The organism is Paenibacillus dokdonensis, from assembly GCF_004916975.1.
GTDB lineage: Bacteria > Bacillota > Bacilli > Paenibacillales > Paenibacillaceae > Paenibacillus_AQ > Paenibacillus_AQ dokdonensis.
Window position 1 is genome coordinate 513,972 of the sequence record NZ_STGQ01000002.1, and the last position, 20,100, is coordinate 534,071.

The following is a 20,100-nucleotide window of genomic DNA, read 5'->3' on the forward strand; positions in this document are numbered from 1 at the left end:
GATACTGTTTATGTCTGCTATCGTGTCAGATCACTACCCATTAAAGTTTGCGGCTTTTCGGACGCAGCGCCCAGGAGGCGATGCCAAGCGCGGCATAGAACAGCGGAAGAATAACATGGAATCCGTAATCGCCGTAATCGTTAGCGAACACATGAGATAGGGCCGCACCCGTCATTAGAAAAAAGATACCGCTGTAAGCCCATTCCTTAAGTCGGGGGAAACCTGGCATTACGATCGCAATGACTCCAAGCAGTTTCCAGCCTCCTAGAATGTTCGTGACATATAACGGGAAACCAATAGAAGTCACTAGATCGACATTTCCCCCATATCGCATCAGCTGCCCGATACCACTTAATGTAATTGAGAATGCGAGTATTATTGTGACAGTCCAATAAGCGGCCATCCTTCCAATAGAACGGGTTTCTACTTTCGCGATTTTTTCATTACCGATGATCGCACTCATTTTCATTCCTCCAATGGTTTCATTTATTTCCCAACAACAGGAATCCACATTTCCCCATAGACGAGGCCGTCCCGTTGCCCCATCTCAACCGTTGCATTGGGTCCGCCAACATAGGCGAAATTGCCGGCTTCGGGCAAGACTTGACCAAAGGCAATGCCAGTAAGCATACTACTCAACTCATCAGCCGAATTCCCTTCGCCTTTAATGACGAGGTATTGTCCCTTGGGGAATTGGATCACCCTGTGTTCTTCCGGTACCGATGCTTCTGTCATGACGCCAGCATAATACATCCTTTTGTGATTTACCGCTTCGTTCACGGCAAAAATGTAGTCATTCGTGGCAATGGCCTTTAATGCGTCAAGCCTTCCATCCTGCTCCACTGCCCGCCATAAGTTTTCCTTCTCCTTGTTCATGCCGGCATAATCCGTATATTCGCTCTTTAGCTCCGTTCCAATACCTAGAACGATAAAACTTTCCTTTTCCTCAATGGTATACGCTGCCATGATCAACACTCCTTTTTTTAATGATTTGTTTTTCACTTGATGCGTTTATAATAACTGTAAATCATGTCAAAATATGATACTGTTTAGATTGGACATTTTTGTGAAAAAAAATAAGTTGAGAGAAGGAGTCTTCTCTCAACTTATTTTGATAATAAACGGTTCAGCGTATCATAATTAGGGCGAAAATCAAAAGCACCCCGTCGGGTGCCTTTGTGATTTTCAAATAAGAGATCCTGCAATTATGCGGAATGCCTATGATAGGTCGCGCTCAAAGCGGAGGCATTATCCCCAGCCGGGCCCACCCTTCCTTCGAAGGACCATATACCGCAGGTATAGGTAACCCCGCTTGGCGCATCAACACCGTAACTTGGCCCCGATGATGTACGATGTGCTTGATCAATCCCATGAATATCGTGGCATTGGACTCCACTCTTCCGAAGGCCTTTTGGACTTGCTTCAATGTACCGTCCGTCCATTGCTCGTGTAGTGCCTTCTCTACCTCTATGCTTACCGTACGAAAAGTATCGGTGATCACCTTTGCAGATGGCACTTCGTCTGAATTCGGGACTTTCGCCACCGTTAATCCAAATTCTGTTAAATAATCCGGAATGTTTGTAACGAAGTGCCAGGCGATCCTTCCCAACGTCCGTCCTTCAGGATAAACTTGCTGCGAGAGCGACTCATCAGTCAAACCGTCCAGTATCTTCTGAGTTAGTGCGGCTTCATTCTTCCATTCGGCTATAAAATCTTCGACTGTACAATACATCTTTTCATCTCCTTCATTCAGTTCCATTAGAAACTCGTTTACCGCCTGATAATAACCGTCTATTTCTCGGAGTGGACACCGTGGCCGCATTGTTCGAACACGGTCAGCTTGGTAGCCAGCTCTGAGAGTGATCTTGCACTAGCCATATACCCATGCTACATAACGAGCACTCGTTCTCTATCCCCTCCATAATCAAAGTAAGAAAGACAAAGATTTCCCGAGTGAAAGGATTCCCTTGTTGCCGAGCTATTATAACCGGTATTCGATATCTTCATGTCACTCCTTTTTGTTCAACTCTTATCTCACTCAACCCAAGTTTAAACGCTATTGGTGACAGCTTTTGTCATCATTGAGAAATAATTTTCAGCCTCAGAGAGGAAAATGACGGACCTCTTGCTTTCGATTTTGTAGTCCATATACTAGAAGTCCGCGCTCAATTGTCAGATTATCGACTACTAATTCCAGCCGGAGCAATTCATGGAATCGATGCAAGAGCGTCAGATGCCCTTCAATGGGATTACGAATACCAGTCTCCAATCTTGGCGACCATTCCAAGATAACTTGCTTCATCCTCTGTACGGACTGGTGTCCCGATGTCCTCTGGAACATCCCGGTTCTGTTTCGGGTCATGGTGTCGCAGTACTTAGTGGGAACGCTTCGCCCTACTTATGATACGGTTCCCCGCGCTATCTGTAACGGCAAGTTTTTGAAATAAAACAAGGGGCTGTCCCAAAAGCCATGAAATGGCTGCTTGGGACAGCCTTGTCTTTTACGTAGGATATACTTAGACTTTTTGGGTGGACGCTGCGCGAACGGACCATTGTTCCAATCGCTGTGCTCTCCGGATTTTTTTTCATTCCCCTTAGCGGTGAAAATCCGGAGATCAAGGCGAACGCTGCCGCTTTTCCACAATCCGTCCGTCCTCTCCGCTGTTTATGCGGGGAATGGATCTTCAATCTTTAAAAAAACACAAAAAAGAAACCTTTCTTTTGGTAAAATGGAAGTGTGACCAACCATTTCAAAGGAGAGGTTTCTTTGTACATTCAATATACCATGGACCAACTTTGTTTGCCAATGGATCTGGAAGAAGATATTCCAGAAAACCACCTCGTTCGTGTCGTGAATGCTGCCGTCAATCGATTGGACGACGCCATTTTTGACGCTGCCTATCCCGGCGGCGGCCGTGACAGTTACCATCCCAAAATGCTCACCAAAGTCATCATCTACGCCTACACACAGCGCATCTATTCCTCAAGACAAATCGCCAAAGCCATCCGGGAACACATCCCCTTTATGTGGCTAGCCGGACGGCAACGTCCGGATTTCCGCACGCTTAACCGCTTCCGTTCTGAGCGGATGAAAGACGTCCTCGAAACCGTGTTCTCCGCCGTACTTCAATTTCTTGCAGATGAAAAGTACATCTCCTTGGAACATTATTTCGTAGATGGTACCAAGATTGAGGCCAATGCCAATCGTTACACCTTCGTCTGGGGTAAAGCGGTCAGCAAACACAAGACCAAACTGCAAGAGAAGGTACATGCACTTTTCTCCACCATCGAAGCCGCAGAGCATCAGGAAGAGCGCGAGCATCACGGCAAAGACCTGACCGAACTCGGTGAGGCTTCCGAGTTAGATAGCAGCAAGCTCGAACAAGTCACGCAGCAACTGGAAGCTCAGCTGCTGAAACATCCCAAGGATAACCCCTTAAAGAAAGCCGTTCGGAAGCTTCGGAAGGACTTGCTTCCAAGACTTGTGAAGTACGAACATTACCAAAAGTTGCTTGGAAATCGAAACAGCTTCAGCAAAACCGATACGGACGCCACCTTCATGCGGATGAAAGAAGACCACATGCGAAATGGACAGTTAAAACCGGGATACAATGTGCAGATTGGCACGGAAAATCAGTTCATTTTAGCCTACAGTGTCCACCAAAGACCCACGGATACCCGTTGTTTAGAGCCTCATCTGGAAATAGCACGGCGGATCTTGGGGCAACATCCACAGACAATCATTGCAGATGCAGGCTATGGAAGTGAAGAGAACTATGCCTATCTGGAAAAGGAAGAGATCACAGCAGTCGTTAAATACGGCAGTTACCATAAAGAAAAGAGCAAAGCGTGGAAAGCAGATGTGAGTAAAATCGAGAATTGGACGTACAACGCAGCCGAGGATAACTGGACGTGCCCCGCCGCGCAAACACTGCATTTCCACAGAGAAAGCAAGGAAACACTAGAAAGTGGATATGAGATTCGCAGGCGTCATTACCGAAGTCAAAGCTGTGAAGGCTGCCCGCTGAAAGATCGGTGCACAAAAGCAGCAGGGAACCGGGAAGTAGCGGTAAGTCTGGAAAGGCTGCGATACCAAAGTCAGGCCCGGGACCTCCTCCGAAGTGAGGAAGGCTATGCCCTGGCCGTACGGCGAATGATTGAGCCGGAGAGTGTGTTTGGCCAACTGAAAAACAACCGGGGCTTCCGGCGGTTTCTGCTTCGCGGCATGAAGAAAGTGACGCTGGAGGTCGGATGGCTTTCGCTTGCCCATAATATGCTGAAGCAAGCCGGAGTAGAGCAAAAACGCAAAGGAGCGATTCTCCAATAACGGGAGAATTGCTCCTTTTTTTGGATCCCAAAATAAAACGGAGCTGTCTCTGTCGTGGGAAATCCACTTATGAGACAGCGCCCCGGGCTAAAACCCACTGTTTTCAGCTTTGTTGACCGATCGCTTTGAGACCGATATCGATACTTTCTCCGTATGCAGCTATTTTCATGGCTTAAGAACGTAGGAATTGCGACGCGACTTTTTATGATGTAACATCGTCGAAATTCTGCAAAAGGCGCAGCTCCAGCCCTTTTTCGTTTGTTGTTAGTTCTTGCATAATCGGAATAGTCATATCGGTATTTGGGTTGTATTTCAGGCCCCAGTGCATAATGGCAAAAACGACCGGAAACAGGTCAAGTGCCTTTTGTGTTGGTCGGTACATGGTTTGTGCGCGGTTTGTATCTCCTTCTATCTTGACGAGCAGGCCTGCTTCAACGAGTGATTGGAGCCGTGCGCTCAAAATATTAGTTGAGATGTGCTCGCGTGAAGCAAGAAATTCGCGGTAATACCGCTTGTTATGGATAAGGACGTCACGAAGTATGACTAGGCTCCAGGGATCGCCCCATATGTCGAGCGCATATACGATTGGACAAACTGTGGAAGATCGCTTTTTCATGAAATGATTATACAATTCGTGCTTGCATTTCGCAAGTTTGTACTTGCGTTTTACAAGTACAAACTTTATACTCGGTGTGTAGTCAACAATTAACGAGGGGAGATCACTTGCATGAATCAAAGTTACAGCACTTTTTTCAAGGTGGACCAAAGCCCCGAAGAAGTCTTCGCCGCCATCAATAACGTCCGCGGATGGTGGTCAGAGGAAATTGAAGGCACTACCGACGAACTCGGTGAATTTAAGTACCACCACCAAGATATCCACCGCTGCACCATCCGAATCACCGAGCTTGTTCCAGGTAAAAAGGTTGTTTGGCACATTGCAGACAACTACTTTAACTTCGTGAAGGAAAAGAGCGAGTGGACGGATACCGACATTGTCTTTGAAATCGCCAAGAAGGACGGCAAAACAGAAGTTCGATTTACGCACGTAGGCCTCGTTCCCGCGTACGAGTGCTACGCCGTCTGTACGGACTCCTGGGGTATCTACATAAACGGCAGCCTTCGCGACTTGATCACCAAGGGTAAGGGCCAGCCCAACCAAAGCGAGCAAATTGCAAACAAACACGGCATAAAGAACTCTTAAAAACCCATGCCATAGACCGAAGCTCGGCGCTTAGCAACCAAGGCTTTGCCAAGAGACTGCGCTGCCTCTTCGGAAAGCGTCGAGCAAAGTATTAGCAATAGTCAACGCAGACTCCTGCATGATTCTCCCCAAAAAACTTGCCGTTATTTGAGGTGCGATTGGATCGTCTACACTTAGTTGGACAGAAAAAATAAGGGCTTGTAGAATAAACCTATCATCATTAAGGAGCGGAACTCTACAATGCCAAAACAAGAACGACGTACCTTTACCTCAGCATTCAAAAAGCAACTGGTGGAACTCTATGAAAATGGGAAATCCAGAGCAGCCATTGTGGAGGAATATGATCTCACAGCCTCTGCTTTAGACCGCTGGATCAAACAAGCTCAGACAACGGGCTCCTTCAAGGAGAAGGACAATCGCTCGTCAGAAGAAAACGAGTTAATTGCATTACGAAAAGAGAACCAACGTCTGAAAATGGAGGTGGATATTTTAAAGCAAGCCGCGCTGATCATGGGACGAAAGTAGCTATCATCCAGAACAACCTCGATAAATACTCGGTATCAGCAATGTGCGACGTCCTGCAAATCGCAAGAAGTACGTTTTACTATGACGCGAAAGAACAACCGAACGAAGACGATATAACCGAAGCGATTCTTGAGATATTCCACAACAATCGAAAAGCTTACGGTACACGAAAGATCAAGGTCAAGCTCCAAGAACGCGGATTCGTCGTTTCCAGACGTAGAATTGGGCGGATTATGAAAGAGCAAGGGCTAGTTTCCACCTACACTGTGGCTCAATATAAGCCCCATAAAACCGCTTCTAATGAAGCAACGACAGGGAATGTTCTGGACCGTGAGTTCGAGCAGGAGGAAGCAAAGCGCTTCGTTGTCAGCGATCTGACTTATGTGAAGGTTCAGAACCGATGGCATTACATATGTGTGCTGCTCGACTTGTTCAATCGAGAGATCATTGGCCATAGTGCAGGTACGAATAAAGACGCTGCTCTGATTTCCCGCGCTTTTGCGAACGTCCAGGGAGATTTACGTCAGATTCAGTGGTTTCATACGGACCGCGGCAGCGAGTTTAAAAATCAAAAGATAGACGAGCTTCTGGGGACGTTTGAGATCGGCAGATCTCTAAGTGCGAAAGGCTGTCCATACGATAACGCTGTAGCCGAAGCTACCTACAAAATCATGAAAACAGAGTTCGTGAACCAGATGAACTTCCAAAGTCTTCGTCATCTGGAACTGGAATTATACGATTACGTTAATTGGTTCAACAAGCATCGTATTCATGGGACATTAGGTTATATGACTCCTGTTCAGTATCGCCAAGAAGCCCTTAAAAAAGTTGTCTGATTTACTGTTGACAATCCAGATTCAGCTTAACAACTATTGAGCGAAATTAAAGGGGGTGTCCCATAAGTCATGAATAATGACGATGGGACACCCCTTTTTATCTGGACTAAACAGCAGCCTGCATATTTCTCCGGTGGGACTCCTCTGGCTAAAATCATTGTTTATCCAATCATCCCAGACTTTATCGATCTATTATTTAGCCCTCATTATCTTTGAGCGGTACAAAGATCTTACGCCCAAATGATCACTCAGTAGATTTCTTTTCTTTAACATTTACATATTCTTCTTTTAATATAGAATAATGCACGCTATCTGTTAGTACATCTTTTACGATATGGTTTCTCCGAAGAGTACCTTCATATTTCATACCTAAGCGGCTCATTAGTCTTGCAGAAGCGGTATTCCTAACATCAGTTGCCGCGAATACTCGCTCTAAACCAAGTACATTGAAGGCTAATTCCAGTACTAATCCCCCTGCTTCTGTCATGTATCCTTTACCCCAAAAATGCCTACTTAATGTATAACCCAGTTCTCCACTCTTGGTCTCTTCATGCACTCTGAACTCGATAACCCCAATCATTTTGTTGCTTTCTTTTAACACGATTGCGTATTTACCGATGGGCTCTTTTAGGTAATAGTTCGCTAATACCCTCTTAGCTCGGTTCAAATCTTTATATGGTTCATAAATGAACCGTGTAGTTTCTTCATCAGATGTAAATTCATACAGATCTTCAGCATCTTCAAGCGATAACGGACGTAATAGGATACGCTCACTTTCCATCCGACTGTGTGTAATCATTAAAAGGTTTTCCATGTACACTCTCCAATTTTATTAATTCCAGTCCGGATTCCGAGTTATTCCTCGTTTTTTTTCAATTCACAAAAGGTGAAGTTTTGGTTTATACTACTCTATTTCCCCTACTATCACAAGATAAAATAGAACTACATTAAGGGAGAATGAGATGGGATCCTTCAAGCTGAATCCGAGCATTCAACTCTGATAAAGTGGGATAACAATATGAAAAATTGCGCTTTGCGGGAAATACGGACGCCCTTTCAACTGCGATGGCTCGGGGCTAACTTCTATGAAGCCATAACCTTTCTTTACAGGGAGTTTGTATCTGTAAAAATGACGTTGTAGATTGTAACCTATGGCTGGATTATTATTTCGGGTGTAATGATTTTCATTAATTTAATTTACGAAAAACGCAAAAGACCGAGACGAAGCTCCTGGCCCTTCAGTTTTGTTCTGTGAGAGACTGGGGAATTCCCCGTCTACCCCTCCTCTTTTACTCCATGAAAGAGCGTTCGTTCGAGGCATCGTATTTTAGAGTGTCGATTTTGATTCTATTTCCCCACTTTTTTAAAAACGGCACTGTCGTTTGATTTTCAAGATGAGCTGTCAGCGATTCTTGATCTTGCCACCGCTCGACGATCAGCACGAGCCCGGCGCTGGCATCTTCCATAGTCACGGCATAAAAGAGGCAGCCCTTTTCAGCTCTCGTGCTGGAAGCGATGGCCTGAACGTCTGCAGTGAACTCATTCACATCAGACGGATTCAGGTGAAGGTAACCCATAAGTATAATCATTTTTGTTCATCCTTTTTGACTTCATTAAATTGGAAAATTTATTCATATCTTATTCGAACTTTCTTCCTCACTCTACCGTGAGCACGATCTTCCCTTGGACGTGACCATGGGCGGCTCTTTCGTGCGCCTTGCGAGCATCCGCAAGTGGGAACGTGCTGTCGATGGCGACGCGGATCGTTCCATCATTGAGCAAGCGTCCCAACTCCGCCAACTGTGGGCCATTCGAACGCACTTGGGTCATCGAGACCGTGACGCCCAGCTTCGCGGCCTCCTCGGCGTCGGAGAAACCTAAGAACACCGGGAACAAAGCACCACCAGGCTTGAGCGTACGCAAGAAACGACCGGTGGTGGGACCGCCAAGGGAATCCAGGACAAGATCAATGTCATGCGCGACGTCCTCGGGAGTACTCTTAGTGTAGTCAATGAATTCGTCGGCACCGAGCTCGCGCAAGAACGATTCATGCTTGCCCGATGCTACCGCGATAACGTGTGCACCCTTCCATTTAGCCAGCTGTACTGCGAAGTGACCCACACCGCCCGCGGCACCGTTAACGAGTACCGTCTTGCCAGCCAGCGGCAACGGGCGATGTATCTCCGGCTGAAGCGGATTCGGTTCATTGTGCCCCAGCTCGATCAGGAATTGCCATGCGGTGAGGCCTGCCATCGGCGCCCCTGCGGCGTGCACATGGTCGATACCAGCCGGCTTGAGTGCAAGGTCCGACGCCGGTACGGCGACATAATGGGCATAAGCAGCACTCTCACCAAAGCTAGGAAAGCGAACCAAGCCAAATACTTCTTCGCCGACGGTGAAATCCTCCACATCCGTGGCTACTGCCGCGACGACACCCGACACGTCCGATCCCAGAATGATGGGAAAAGGCACCGGAGGTCTCCACTCAGGGGGAAGTGACTTATACCCATCGCGAAGGTACCAGTCGGGGGGATTGATGCCAACCGCGTGAACTCGGACAAGCACCTCCCCCTGTTTCAGTTCAGGAAGCGGAGCATCCTCGTAACGTAGTACCTCAGGGCCGCCAAATTCGTGTTGCCGAATTGCTTTCATCATGTTTGTATTCATTTTCTTTCTCCTCTCATGCAGATGTGTTATTCTTATGATAGCAGTGCTCCACTTAAAACGTATCACCGCTCCGTTTATATTTCGGATTATAAGGAGCACCGCTCCACTTGTCAAGGGGGATTTATATGAGAGCCGATGCACAGAAAAACTATGATCACATACTCGCAGTCGCGAACGTCGTTGTAACCGAGCAGGGCGCCGAAGCTTCCCTGCGCGACATCGCTCGTAGAGCTGACGTCGGGCTCGGTACACTGTATCGTCATTTCCCGACGAGAGAGGCGCTGCTCGAAGCTTTGCTCCGCACAGGCTTCGACGAGTTCACGGCAAAGGCACGTGAGCTCGAAACCGCGAGTTCATCCGATGATGCACTCGTGTCGTGGCTACGCGACGTCGTTGCATTCACGGGCAACTATCAAGGAGTTGTGGAGGCGATGATGGCCGCCATGGAGGACCCGAACTCCGCGCTCCACGCTTCGTGCGTTACGGTGCGCACGGCCGGCACACGGCTTCTCACTCGCGCTCAGGCCGAGGGTCTAGCGCGTACCGACATGGATGGTGATGATCTGTTCTCACTAGCTGCTGCGCTCGCGTGGCTCGGCGGCCAGCCCTCGTCCGCGCCACGAGCTGAGCATCACTTCAATATTATTGCGAGCGCGATCTTGACGAATCGAGTGAGCAGCGATTTCAGGGCACAGCCGCCACAATAAAACAGGTTGCATCCGTGGCGAAGTCAGCATCGACACTTTACACTGTCACTCCCCGGCTCGCGACCCTGTCTGCTCCCGCCGCTAGGTGGGGGCTATTTGATGCTCGCGTAATAACGAATGTTGATGATTCACTTTATAATCAATAGGATTTCCGTAATCTTTAGAGCCCAGATCCGGGTGATATTGATGGACAGACGAGTCAGATATTCCGATTAACCCACCAGACGCAAACCGGGATGAAGCAGAGTCATTTTCTGCGCCATCCCGGTTTGCGTTTTTTGTATTTAACTCGCTTAAGCTGATTATGGGCAAGGCAAAGCCACCCGACTTCGAGGCATGATTCCTGAGCTCCGTTTTCCCTTATTCAAAATGGATGATTACTCCACTCGCAAGGTATGCTGCTTTAACACCTCCAGCATCCTATTGCACCAGAGGATACTTGCCTCCTCCAAATTTATCCCCATTTCTATAACGGAAATTGTAGAAAACAGAGGATGATTGATGTCAGGGCTCTGTTCTTGGAAGGAAAAAATCCTCTCCCTATAATTCTCTAACGTACTTTCATGTTGCTCTTTTCTCTTCTCCAGCAGGTTCATTAGGTCTTCCGGTCTTACTAACCAAGCACTGTACTGCTTCAACAGGAAGGTATCCGTATCACCTACTTCAGGAAGCTCTAGCACCCACGACTTTAAAGCATTCATGCCATTAGGCGTAATTTTGTAAATTTTCCGAGGTGGACGATAAGATTCTTGTTCAATAGCTTGCAATTCGATAAGTCCGACTTCCTCCAGTTTCGCTAGGGATGGATAAAGCTGGTTATTGTTGATTTTATAGAAATATGCAATCCTGCTGTTGATTTGCTGCTTCATTTCATATCCACTTAACGGTTCCCTTGCCAACAGTCCTAATAAACTGTACTGGATATTGTTCATAGAGTTCTCCTTTTAATCTTAGTTTGTGTACTACCGTTCAGGTCATTAGGTTAAGTATAACATAAAATAATATTGACATACAAAGCTGAGAAGAATAAAATCCATATAGGTTAAACTTAACATATAGAGGAGTGTTAGAAACTATGAAACTTATTTTTAATGATCAGACTTTTTCATTCGAATTGCTTCGTACAATGGGTTACGCGGCTTTTGGCGGGGCGGATATAGGTGAATGCCTATCTACTGCCTATCGAATTAAAGAAGGTGACTTTGAAAGCTGGTATGAGGAATGGCTTAGAACAGCAAAAGGGCTTCATCGGGAAGCCGACGAAAGCAGCAAGGCTGGCAACAAGATCAGCGCGAGAGATTTTTACTTGCGTGCATCAAATTACTTTCGTACAGCCGAATTTTTTCTGCATGGCAATCCGGAGGATAAACGTATTCTTGAAACGTGGGGGTTGAGCCGGAGTACATTCAGACAGGCTCTTACTTTACTTAATCATCACTATGAGAATGTTGCTATTCCTTATGAAGATACTGAGCTGCCCGGTTACTTATATTTAACCGGAAATCAGCCAGGTCCTGTGTTGATCGTTCACGGTGGATATGATTCCACTGCAGAAGAGCTTTATTTTCAAGTCGTTATCTCTGCTTTAGAAAGAGGTTATCATTGTTTGGTATTCGAGGGTCCAGGACAAGGCGCCGTTATACGCGAACAGCGAATTCCTTTCAGACATGACTGGGAGGCTGTTGTAACTCCAGTGGTCGATTATCTGATTAAACGTCCGGAAGTCATTTCCGACAAAATTGCGTTAATGGGTATTAGTTTAGGTGGGTATTTGGCTCCGCGCGCAGCTGCTTATGAACACAGACTCGCTGCTTGCATAGCAAATGATGGTTTGTTCTCCTTCCAAGTGGGTACAATAGCTGCGGGATTAAGCGAAAAAGCAGGCGGTGAATTGGATTTAAGCTTACCAGAGTCGGAGGATTTTATCGCGTCGATTATGGCCAAAGATACAGGCATTCGATGGGGAATTGAAAATGGGCAGTTCACTTTCTCAGCAGCTAATCTGGAAGAACTTGTGCACAAAACGGAGCCTTTTACCTTAGAAGGCGTTGCTGAGCAGATCCAGTGTCCGGTTCTTGTTTGCGAAGCAGAGCATGATCACGCCTTTGCAGGACAACCCGAACGATTATATAACGCTTTGAAGGGCCCAAAAACATATATGAAGTTTACTGCGGAAGATTCTGCTGAAGAACACTGTCATTTTGGAGCTTTGAAATTGGCTAACCACCGGATATTCACCTGGTTAGACCAAGTTTTGAATAGAGATTAAGTTTTTTCTATAGTAAGACCAAAGCTAAGGTAAAGATTAAATCACCCTTAAATGCCTCTCCCGAAAGAGGCACTTTTTGTTTGCTGAAGTCACAACAAAGCTTCTTGTACAGTCAATGTTTTAGTCGAATAAAAACTGCTTTTTGGAGTAGAAAACGCACAGGCTGATTTTCTAGTCTTACCCTTTGCGGAAAGTAAAAGCCCCTCCGCCGTTTTGTTGGAAGGGCTGTTCTATGTCGATCGAGGCGAAGGGCTTTACCAGGACGAAGACTTTGTTTTTTCCGCCAGCCTGGAAATTGATTCGATGTCTTGATCCGTTAATTGATCAAAGAAATATCTGCGTATTGCCTTCGAGACGACGGGACGGGCATAATTGAGCGCTGATTTCCCTGCCGGAGTGATGATGACTTGAACGCCACGATCCGTGTCCAGCGGTTTCCTCTTCACGAGTCCACGTTTCTCCATCCGCGTTAGATGATGTGATAATCGGCTCTTATCCCAGTCCATCGAGTCGGCCAATTCCTGTTGGCGAAGGCTGCCTTCCCCTAACAGGTCTAATCGATCCAATACTCCAAAATCCCCTTCGGATAGTCCTGTATTCTCAAACATGTCTTTGATTACGCGGCCGAAGATGGTCTGGAAGGAGCCCTTCCACATATGCCATATTCGCATTTCTTCTTCGTTTAGCTCGTTCTTATCCATGAAAACATCATATCATGGTTGACGCATCAACCACAACATGTTACAGTGAATACCAGGTTGATATATCAACTCATGGCGATATCCTGATTATTAAGTTGACGTGTCAACCTTCATTTACAAAAGTCGCACTTCGATGCACGAAAGGAGATGATTACGATGCAAAATAAACCGGTCGCCCTGGTCACCGGGGCCAATAAAGGAATCGGTCTTCAAATTGCAAAGGATCTCGCGGGGCATGGCTTCACCGTGCTGGTCGGATCACGCAATCTCGAGAATGGGGAAACGGCGGCGAAGAACATCGGAGCGGATGCCTGCGCCCTCCAACTCGACGTCACGAATCAGGCCTCCATCGCAGCCGCAGCAGAGCAAATCTGCAGCCGGTTTGGCCGTCTTGATGTTCTCGTCAACAATGCGGGCATCTCACACGCGGGCAAGCCAGGCCGGACGCTTGAGGAGGTTGGGAATTCAGGGAGACCTAGCGTCGCATCTCTCGACGAGGTGCGGGCGGTGTTCGAGACAAACGTGTTCGGCGTTATCGCCGTCACGCAAGCGATGCTGCCACTCTTGCTTAAAGCATCGGCTGGACGCATCGTCAACGTATCAAGTGGCGCAGGCTCTCTGACGTTGAACGCGGACACGACCAATCCGCATCGCCCGATGTTCGGTGCCGCTTATAGCCCGTCCAAGACTGCCCTGAATGCGATCACACTCGCTTTCGCTATCGAACTCGAGCCCACAGGCATTAAGGTGAACGCAGTATGCCCGGGCTTCACTTCGACTGACCTCAACAACTTCGAGGGTACGGGCACTGTCGAGCAGGCCGCAAGTCAACCCGTACGCCTCGCACTCCTTGACGAGAACGGTCCGACGGGCACGTTTTCGAACGAAAGTCGCCTGCTCCCATGGTGATGCAGTCCCGGTATGATTCGAACCTAATCTCTCTCAAAGAAAGGAACTATACTTATGCACATCAACGTTAACACGCCTACTCCAGTCATCTCGATAAAACCAGTAGTGATATCAGCCCCAGACCGGGGTGAGAATCTGCAAGTGCGGGTGTCTGCGCCCGCGACTGGACACGAACTGCCCATTATTGTTTTCTCCCACGGCTTTGGCTCGTCGATGGACGGCTACGCCCCATTGGTAGACTTCTGGGCTGCTCACGGCTTCGTGGTCATTCAACCCACCCACCTCGACTCCAGAACGCTGAATCTTTCTCCTGAAGATCCCCGTACACCGCTGATCTGGCGCCTACGGATCGGCGACCTGAAGCACATCCTCGACCAGCTTGATCAGATTGAAGCTTCCATACCCGGCCTCAGCGGACGTCTGGATCAAAACCGTATCGCCGCAGTTGGCCACTCTTGGGGCGGCCAGACGGTGAGCACGCTTCTCGGCGCGCGGGTTCTCAATGCCGACGGCAAGCCGGGAGAGGACATGTCCGACCCGAGGATCAAGGCAGGTGTACTGCTTGCCACGACGGGTACGGGGGGAGCCGACCTGACTCCGTTTGCGGCCGAGCACTTCCCGTTTATGAATCCGGATTTTGCGGACATGAGCACGCCGACCCTCGTGGTCGCGGGGGACCAAGACCAGTCCATGCTGTCCACTCGGGGGCCGGACTGGTTTAACGACCCGTATTTCCTGAGCCCGGGCAGCAAGAGCCTACTCACCCTCTTCGGGGGAGAACACTCGCTTGGCGGAATCCCCGGGTACAACGTCACGGAGACGACGGACGAGAGTCCCGAACGAGTCGCCCTGCTCCAACGGGTTACATGGGCTTATCTGCGCAGCGCGCTCGGCCTCGACGATTCCAACTGGCAAGCAGCCCGAGCGGCTCTGGAAGAGAGCGCCAACCCACTGGGTCGCATCGAATCCAAGTAAGGATCTGACGGGCGATACCGGCCTGATGGCATGATCGTGGAACGTAGAGGATGCACCATCTCGAAGGTGCATGACGGCGTTGTCAGTCAAATTGACCTTGAATGAACTGCGTCTAGAAGAACTATATGTATCGCATCCACGATGCAAATCCACAACATGATCTTGAGCGGACACTCCTAAAGTGTTCGCTCTTTTAGTGTTTTCTTAATTTCCAAAGGGACAGGGGCGGTGCTGCGGCAGTTTAGGGAGTGTTTTCGCCTTCACTTAAGGTACGGTTCACCTCAGTTGGCACAATTCCATCGGAGGCCCCCCTTTCTTCTTTCAATTATATTGAATGCTATCTTGAATTCTATTCACTTTTATTGAGAGTATCACGACTCTATACTGAGTACAAGAGATCACAGTGAACATGTGGTTTTTCATTTTGAAGGGAGCGACCATACGATGGATTATGAAATTTTTAATTTGGGTGATGTACTTTTACAATCAGGAGTGACGTTACCCAATGCTTTTCTTGCTTATAAAACATACGGAAAATTAAATGAACAGAAAGATAATGTGATTGTCTATCCAACGGCATTTGGAGATCAGCATGTTCAGAATGAATGGCTCATTGGCAGCGGAATGGCACTTGATCCAGAGAAATATTTTATTATCGTTCCAAATTTGCTGGGTAATGGACTTTCATCCTCTCCCAGCAACACGCCGCATCCATTCGAGCGGTCTAACTTTCCACAGGTAACTATCTATGACAACGTACAATTCCAGCATCAACTACTGACCGAAAAATTCGGCATTCAGAAGATTGCTCTCGTCGTCGGATGGTCCATGGGCGGCATTCAGGCATTTCAATGGGGGGCAAGTTACCCGGAGATGGTCGAACGGATTGCACCTTTCGGAGGTATCGCCAAACCTTGGCCTCACACATATGTAGTGCTGGATGGTGTAAAATCCTCACTGCTATCTGCAGTCGGCTTCGACTCAAGTAAACTAAACCAGTTGACTTCTGCAGACATGCGCGCCGTTGGTCGGGTGTATGCGGGATGGGGATTATCACATGCGTTTTATCGAGAGGAGCTTTATCGTGAGATGGGATTTGACTCATTGGAGGATTTTGTAGCTGGTGTCTGGGAAAATAGCTTTATGAATATGGATCCACATAACGTCCTAGCCATGTTATGGACAGGCCAGCATGCAGACATTAGTGCCAACTCTTCCTATAACGGAGATTTTGATAAGGCACTTAATAGCATAAAGGCATTTGCTTGCATTATGCCGGGAAGTACCGATCTCTTCTGCACAGCGGACGATAATGCATATGAAGCTGCACGTATCCCTAATGCTAGTCTTAACCCGATCCAGTCAATCTGGGGTCACTTTGCCGGCCGCGGTATCAACAGTGCCGATAATGAATTCATCGATGACAATCTGAAGCACTTGTTGTCACTTAGCGCTAACGAATAGAACGTCATCAACCTAACGAATCGTATTTGAGGTCACCAGAATGTACTGGTTTGACCTCTTTTTTCTTTGGTCGTACTTGCTTTCACGAATTCTGCGAACGCTTTAATTTTAGTTAGGAGTACCATGCATGCATTGCTTGTTTCGACTGATATACCAGGGAATAAGTCTTTTACCATTGAGAGATCGAGCTAACCTTTGATGAGAAGATTGAGGAACACTTCCAAACTATTGCCCCTTCCGCTAATGAAGCAGAGGGGGCTTTTTGTGTACCTAGCAAAATAGTTCGTAGTAAGTAGAAGATTATGATAGCAATCTAATTTTTTATATCGTATGATTTTTCACATACAATAAGATTTTGCAATAATAAGCTTCATATATATATCGTATTACACTTTAGGGGGATAAGGCGTACTGCGGATTATTTATATTTTCCGTACGGGAGTTTTTTCGGAATGGAGAGACTATGAAAAAAATTATTGTCTTTATGATTGCATTACTTATACTGTTCACTGGATTCGCAACACCAAGTTATGCATTATCAGATTCGCAATCTGATTCAATACAAACATTGTTGGATGATGCAAGCCGTATATCAGGTGTACCGGGAATGTCAATCTCAATACTTGCGAACAATGAAGTGCTCTACTTTTCTTCCGGGTACGCAGATCGTGAAAAGGGACTGGCGGCAAGTGAAAATACACTATATGAGCTGGCTTCGGTAAGTAAAGCTTTTACCGGCATGGGTATTCAGCTGCTGGAAGAACAAGGACTGCTGTCAATGACAGACTCTATCCAGAAATATTTGCCTTGGTTTACGTTAAAGTATCAGGGGAAACACGTTGATATGCAAAGTATGACACTCAATAACTTTTTACACCATACTAGCGGGTTAACAAATGGCAGTCACAGTCAAAACATTCCACAAGGCAATACGCCGGATATGTTGCAAAAAACCGTAGAAATGCTCGTAGATTCTGAATTGTCGTTCTATCCTGGTGAGCAGTATAATTACGGAACTGTTAATTATGACGTATTAGGTCTGGTTATTGAGATTGTGTCGGGACAAAGCTATGAAGATTTTATGAGGGAACAGGTATTTCAGCCGCTCAGTCTTCACCAGACGTATGTTTACAAAGAAGATGCTCAAGCCACCGGACAGTTGGCACAGGGCTACCGTTCTTCCTTTTTTATGACAACTCCATATAACGCGCCGGATTATTCCGGGAATAAACCCGCAGGCTACATCATTTCTAGTACAAAAGATATGGCGCGTTGGATGGGCATACAGATGGGTATTGTGCAGGATATACCCGAAATATTCCACACGGTTATCGAAAAATCACATCAGGGTGATATGTCTGTTCCGGCTGTCAACGAAATGTATTATGCGGCGGGCTGGTCGGTTAACGCCAACCAAACGATTATAGAGCACCCAGGGGGCAATCCCAATTTCGGAACCGAAGTGGCCATACTGCCAAATGAACGAACAGCCATCTGCTTGCTGACCAACGGCGCAAATATCAATAGAAGCATGGTACTAAAAGTTAAAGATATATTAGACGGCAATCTGACGCAGTCATATAGAATAAGCGGCATACAGCTTTTGGACATCATTTTGTCGTCTACCACAATTATTCTTTGCCCCTTGGCCGTTCTGTTCTTTCTCTTAGGATTACGCAGAAGGAAAACGAATGAGCCGCAGCCAATGACAAAAAAGCGAATAATCGTAACAGCTATTTTGCTGATTGCTACGATTGTCCAGTGTATAATGTGCTGTGCATTAGATTGGTCATCGATACTTGTTTGGCAAACATATAGTGTTCTTACAGCTTTGATTTCGTCGGCATTATTTACAGCAAGCATTACATGGTTTGTATACACTCAGCGATATAATGCCTCGCTCCGAAAATAAGCATTTCATTCGTTCGCCTTATTGAAAAAACGTGAAGATTTCTTTTAATGAGAGAACAATACCAGCAAAAAGGAAGTGCCAGGCCCCCCCTATTTTTCGCCCTATTTATGGTACGGGAGCTTGCCGCGGCAGTTCCTTTGGGTCGTATAGAACCTTTATCTGCTCTGATTATTTAATGACTACAAATGAGATCCCCCTGTCGCATCAAGTAATTGGGCTGTGACAAAGCGGCCATCCCGGGATGCAAGAAACGCGACAACATCGGCAATATCGGAGGGTTCTCCCATTCGTCCAAGAGCAACTATGTCGGCAGGGAGTTTTTGCGCTTCTGGGGAATCAAGAAAGTCCGCATTCATGTCGGTTCTAACCATGCCGGGTAAAACTGCATTTACCGTGATCCCTCGAGAACCAAGCAGTTTTGCAAGATGAAGAGTGAAGGTATTGATTGCTCCTTTTGTTAAGTTATAGGCCATAATAGACGGGTAGGCAACCCTTGTAACACCCGAAGAAATATTGATTATACGCCCTTCATCGCGCAATCGAGAGAGCGACTGTTGAACTAAAAAGAATGGCGCCTTGACGTTAACTGCAAATATTTCATCGAAGGCTATTTCTGTCGTTTCTTCAAACGATTCTGGTATACCGATACCCGCATTGTTGACAAGTATGTCATAGTGATTATCACTGGTTCGAGCCTTGAGTTCCTCATCAAGCAATTGAATGAGTTGATTAACTCCGGCAACCGAGCCCAGGTTGGCACCGATTGGGAATGCTTCGCCTCCATTCGCTATTATAGTCTCCACCACATCCCTTGCGGCATCCTGCTTACTTCCATAATGAACGGCAACCATTGCACCTTCTCTTGCTAGTCGTAATGAGATTTCTCACCGTACCACAAGTAGGGCGAATAATCATGTTGCGGGCGTGGCGCGGAATTGATGATGAGCGTGTGATGTGAGGAATTACAGAGCCTCACATTATCTATTCCTATTTTGAGTAAGATGATTCAGATGTTGTATCAGTTGCTTACGTGACCTCTTGTATATTTCAGAATGTTAATTGTTTTTTGGCTGTGAATCCAAGACATTCTTTATAGGTTTTTGAAGTACGTCCACAATGGCTGCGATGATACTTGTTGCCAAGATGCCCATTAGACCTAGAGATATTGGACCTGCTGCATCATCACCTGTGAATTGTGCACGCACCCTTAAATAAACTATTGCTAACAAAATGAAAAAAATGACAGTAAAAGTGCATTTTTTTATTACCTCCAAAGAATGAAGAGATAACTCAGAGAATGCATTTTTCTTTTCGATGTAGTTTAAAAGTTTAAATACTTGATACAACGCCACAGAAAACGTAATACATATTCCATATGCACATACCAAAAGTGGATATAGCGAATAATCGCCCGGACGCTCTATTGCATCTCTTCTGGCTGCTTCAGGCAAAAAAACTATACCCACGGCAAGCACTGCAATTCCAATCAGAAAAATTATTACCTTTAAGAAAGTGCTAGAACTTCGTTTAACATTCATTTTAAACACTCCATTTATTTAATGACAATACGACTTTAACATAAAATATATCGTTTTGCGATAAATTAA

20 protein-coding genes are annotated in these 20,100 nt (G+C 46.6%); 9 read left to right on the top strand and 11 right to left on the bottom strand.

What is annotated here, in order from left to right; translation table 11 throughout:
• Nucleotides 1-40: 40 nt before the first annotated feature.
• The 3 genes from E6W40_RS20330 to E6W40_RS20340 form a co-directional block, all read right to left on the bottom strand.
• On the bottom strand, nucleotides 41-463 hold the full coding sequence (locus E6W40_RS20330; RefSeq protein WP_136607443.1) for a DoxX family protein: 423 nt from the start codon (nucleotides 461-463) through the stop codon (nucleotides 41-43).
• Nucleotides 464-486: 23 nt separating this feature from the next.
• Complete coding sequence (locus E6W40_RS20335; protein WP_136607444.1) at nucleotides 487-966, bottom strand: GyrI-like domain-containing protein; 480 nt, start codon at nucleotides 964-966, stop codon at nucleotides 487-489.
• A 268-nt stretch (nucleotides 967-1,234) separates the two neighbouring features.
• Nucleotides 1,235-1,732 carry a DinB family protein gene (locus E6W40_RS20340; RefSeq protein ID WP_136607445.1) on the bottom strand — a complete coding sequence of 166 codons (498 nt, stop codon included), beginning with the start codon at nucleotides 1,730-1,732 and terminating at the stop codon, nucleotides 1,235-1,237.
• A 1,035-nt stretch (nucleotides 1,733-2,767) separates the two neighbouring features.
• Between E6W40_RS20340 and E6W40_RS20350 the strand changes: the two genes are divergently transcribed.
• On the top strand, nucleotides 2,768-4,327 hold the full coding sequence (locus tag E6W40_RS20350) for an IS1182 family transposase (RefSeq protein ID WP_136604998.1): 1,560 nt from the start codon (nucleotides 2,768-2,770) through the stop codon (nucleotides 4,325-4,327).
• A gap of 202 nt (nucleotides 4,328-4,529) precedes the next feature.
• Here the strand turns inward: E6W40_RS20350 and E6W40_RS20355 are convergent, their stop codons facing one another.
• Nucleotides 4,530-5,063, bottom strand: coding sequence for a winged helix-turn-helix transcriptional regulator (locus E6W40_RS20355; protein ID WP_168928999.1), 534 nt, complete (start codon nucleotides 5,061-5,063; stop codon nucleotides 4,530-4,532).
• On the opposite strand from E6W40_RS20355, the gene E6W40_RS20360 reads away from it, so the two are divergent.
• Nucleotides 5,055-5,528 (top strand): SRPBCC family protein, encoded by a 474-nt coding sequence (locus E6W40_RS20360; protein WP_136607447.1) that lies wholly within the window; start codon nucleotides 5,055-5,057, stop codon nucleotides 5,526-5,528. The two genes, E6W40_RS20355 and E6W40_RS20360, sit on opposite strands and share 9 nt — an antisense overlap.
• Before the next feature lie 240 nt (nucleotides 5,529-5,768).
• A protein-coding gene (locus tag E6W40_RS20365; protein WP_136603897.1) for an IS3 family transposase occupies nucleotides 5,769-6,889 on the top strand; the annotation gives its coding sequence in 2 pieces (ribosomal slippage) (nucleotides 5,769-6,018 and nucleotides 6,018-6,889; 1,122 coding nt in all).
• 244 nt (nucleotides 6,890-7,133) lie between these two features.
• Here the strand turns inward: E6W40_RS20365 and E6W40_RS20370 are convergent.
• The 3 genes from E6W40_RS20370 to E6W40_RS20380 all read right to left on the bottom strand — a co-directional run bounded on the left by E6W40_RS20370 (nucleotide 7,134) and on the right by E6W40_RS20380 (nucleotide 9,556).
• Nucleotides 7,134-7,703 (bottom strand): GNAT family N-acetyltransferase, encoded by a 570-nt coding sequence (locus E6W40_RS20370; protein ID WP_136607448.1) that lies wholly within the window; start codon nucleotides 7,701-7,703, stop codon nucleotides 7,134-7,136.
• 475 nt (nucleotides 7,704-8,178) lie between these two features.
• The gene (locus E6W40_RS20375) at nucleotides 8,179-8,478 is read right to left on the bottom strand and encodes a putative quinol monooxygenase (RefSeq protein ID WP_136607449.1); all 300 of its coding nucleotides are present in this window, start codon (nucleotides 8,476-8,478) and stop codon (nucleotides 8,179-8,181) included.
• A 67-nt stretch (nucleotides 8,479-8,545) separates the two neighbouring features.
• Nucleotides 8,546-9,556, bottom strand: coding sequence for an NADP-dependent oxidoreductase (locus E6W40_RS20380; RefSeq protein ID WP_136607450.1), 1,011 nt, complete (start codon nucleotides 9,554-9,556; stop codon nucleotides 8,546-8,548).
• 125 nt (nucleotides 9,557-9,681) lie between these two features.
• Between E6W40_RS20380 and E6W40_RS20385 the strand changes: the two genes are divergently transcribed.
• Nucleotides 9,682-10,263 carry a TetR/AcrR family transcriptional regulator gene (locus E6W40_RS20385; RefSeq protein WP_136607451.1) on the top strand — a complete coding sequence of 194 codons (582 nt, stop codon included), beginning with the start codon at nucleotides 9,682-9,684 and terminating at the stop codon, nucleotides 10,261-10,263.
• A gap of 377 nt (nucleotides 10,264-10,640) precedes the next feature.
• Here the strand turns inward: E6W40_RS20385 and E6W40_RS20390 are convergent, their stop codons facing one another.
• Entirely contained in the window at nucleotides 10,641-11,195 is a 555-nt protein-coding gene (locus tag E6W40_RS20390; RefSeq protein ID WP_136607452.1) for a PadR family transcriptional regulator, read from the bottom strand.
• Nucleotides 11,196-11,338: 143 nt separating this feature from the next.
• On the opposite strand from E6W40_RS20390, the gene E6W40_RS20395 reads away from it, so the two are divergent.
• Nucleotides 11,339-12,532: an alpha/beta hydrolase family protein gene (locus tag E6W40_RS20395; RefSeq protein WP_136607453.1), complete on the top strand. Its 1,194-nt coding sequence runs from the start codon at nucleotides 11,339-11,341 to the stop codon at nucleotides 12,530-12,532.
• A gap of 254 nt (nucleotides 12,533-12,786) precedes the next feature.
• Here E6W40_RS20395 and E6W40_RS20400 read toward each other — a convergent pair whose 3' ends face one another.
• Complete coding sequence (locus E6W40_RS20400; protein ID WP_136607454.1) at nucleotides 12,787-13,233, bottom strand: MarR family winged helix-turn-helix transcriptional regulator; 447 nt, start codon at nucleotides 13,231-13,233, stop codon at nucleotides 12,787-12,789.
• 156 nt (nucleotides 13,234-13,389) lie between these two features.
• Between E6W40_RS20400 and E6W40_RS20405 the strand changes: the two genes are divergently transcribed.
• The 4 genes from E6W40_RS20405 to E6W40_RS20420 all read left to right on the top strand — a co-directional run bounded on the left by E6W40_RS20405 (nucleotide 13,390) and on the right by E6W40_RS20420 (nucleotide 18,493).
• Nucleotides 13,390-14,142: an SDR family oxidoreductase gene (locus E6W40_RS20405; RefSeq protein WP_136607455.1), complete on the top strand. Its 753-nt coding sequence runs from the start codon at nucleotides 13,390-13,392 to the stop codon at nucleotides 14,140-14,142.
• Nucleotides 14,143-14,196: 54 nt separating this feature from the next.
• The gene (locus tag E6W40_RS20410) at nucleotides 14,197-15,117 is read left to right on the top strand and encodes an alpha/beta hydrolase family protein (RefSeq protein WP_136607456.1); all 921 of its coding nucleotides are present in this window, start codon (nucleotides 14,197-14,199) and stop codon (nucleotides 15,115-15,117) included.
• A 444-nt stretch (nucleotides 15,118-15,561) separates the two neighbouring features.
• Nucleotides 15,562-16,581 carry an alpha/beta fold hydrolase gene (locus tag E6W40_RS20415; RefSeq protein WP_136607457.1) on the top strand — a complete coding sequence of 340 codons (1,020 nt, stop codon included), beginning with the start codon at nucleotides 15,562-15,564 and terminating at the stop codon, nucleotides 16,579-16,581.
• A 463-nt stretch (nucleotides 16,582-17,044) separates the two neighbouring features.
• Nucleotides 17,045-18,493 carry a serine hydrolase domain-containing protein gene (locus tag E6W40_RS20420; protein ID WP_136607458.1) on the top strand — a complete coding sequence of 483 codons (1,449 nt, stop codon included), beginning with the start codon at nucleotides 17,045-17,047 and terminating at the stop codon, nucleotides 18,491-18,493.
• 179 nt (nucleotides 18,494-18,672) lie between these two features.
• Here E6W40_RS20420 and E6W40_RS20425 read toward each other — a convergent pair whose 3' ends face one another.
• Together E6W40_RS20425 and E6W40_RS20430 are read right to left on the bottom strand one after the other, a co-directional pair.
• On the bottom strand, nucleotides 18,673-19,374 hold the full coding sequence (locus E6W40_RS20425) for an SDR family oxidoreductase (protein ID WP_281281503.1): 702 nt from the start codon (nucleotides 19,372-19,374) through the stop codon (nucleotides 18,673-18,675).
• 174 nt (nucleotides 19,375-19,548) lie between these two features.
• A complete protein-coding gene (locus E6W40_RS20430; RefSeq protein ID WP_136607460.1) occupies nucleotides 19,549-20,031 on the bottom strand; it encodes a DUF2975 domain-containing protein in 483 nt (160 codons plus the stop codon).
• Nucleotides 20,032-20,100 lie beyond the last annotated feature (69 nt).

Excerpts from the sequence above, each read along its gene's own strand:
- E6W40_RS20330 (WP_136607443.1), bottom strand. The coding sequence starts at position 463 with ATGAGTGCGATCATCGGTAATGAAAAAATCGCGAAAGTAGAAACCCGT.
- E6W40_RS20335 (WP_136607444.1), bottom strand. The coding sequence starts at position 966 with ATGGCAGCGTATACCATTGAGGAAAAGGAAAGTTTTATCGTTCTAGGT.
- E6W40_RS20340 (WP_136607445.1), bottom strand. The coding sequence starts at position 1,732 with ATGTATTGTACAGTCGAAGATTTTATAGCCGAATGGAAGAATGAAGCC.
- E6W40_RS20360 (WP_136607447.1), top strand. The coding sequence starts at position 5,055 with ATGAATCAAAGTTACAGCACTTTTTTCAAGGTGGACCAAAGCCCCGAA.
- E6W40_RS20370 (WP_136607448.1), bottom strand. The coding sequence starts at position 7,703 with ATGGAAAACCTTTTAATGATTACACACAGTCGGATGGAAAGTGAGCGT.
- E6W40_RS20375 (WP_136607449.1), bottom strand. The coding sequence starts at position 8,478 with ATGATTATACTTATGGGTTACCTTCACCTGAATCCGTCTGATGTGAAT.
- E6W40_RS20380 (WP_136607450.1), bottom strand. The coding sequence starts at position 9,556 with ATGAATACAAACATGATGAAAGCAATTCGGCAACACGAATTTGGCGGC.
- E6W40_RS20385 (WP_136607451.1), top strand. The coding sequence starts at position 9,682 with ATGAGAGCCGATGCACAGAAAAACTATGATCACATACTCGCAGTCGCG.
- E6W40_RS20390 (WP_136607452.1), bottom strand. The coding sequence starts at position 11,195 with ATGAACAATATCCAGTACAGTTTATTAGGACTGTTGGCAAGGGAACCG.
- E6W40_RS20395 (WP_136607453.1), top strand. The coding sequence starts at position 11,339 with ATGAAACTTATTTTTAATGATCAGACTTTTTCATTCGAATTGCTTCGT.
- E6W40_RS20400 (WP_136607454.1), bottom strand. The coding sequence starts at position 13,233 with ATGGATAAGAACGAGCTAAACGAAGAAGAAATGCGAATATGGCATATG.
- E6W40_RS20405 (WP_136607455.1), top strand. The coding sequence starts at position 13,390 with ATGCAAAATAAACCGGTCGCCCTGGTCACCGGGGCCAATAAAGGAATC.
- E6W40_RS20410 (WP_136607456.1), top strand. The coding sequence starts at position 14,197 with ATGCACATCAACGTTAACACGCCTACTCCAGTCATCTCGATAAAACCA.
- E6W40_RS20415 (WP_136607457.1), top strand. The coding sequence starts at position 15,562 with ATGGATTATGAAATTTTTAATTTGGGTGATGTACTTTTACAATCAGGA.
- E6W40_RS20420 (WP_136607458.1), top strand. The coding sequence starts at position 17,045 with ATGAAAAAAATTATTGTCTTTATGATTGCATTACTTATACTGTTCACT.
- E6W40_RS20430 (WP_136607460.1), bottom strand. The coding sequence starts at position 20,031 with ATGAATGTTAAACGAAGTTCTAGCACTTTCTTAAAGGTAATAATTTTT.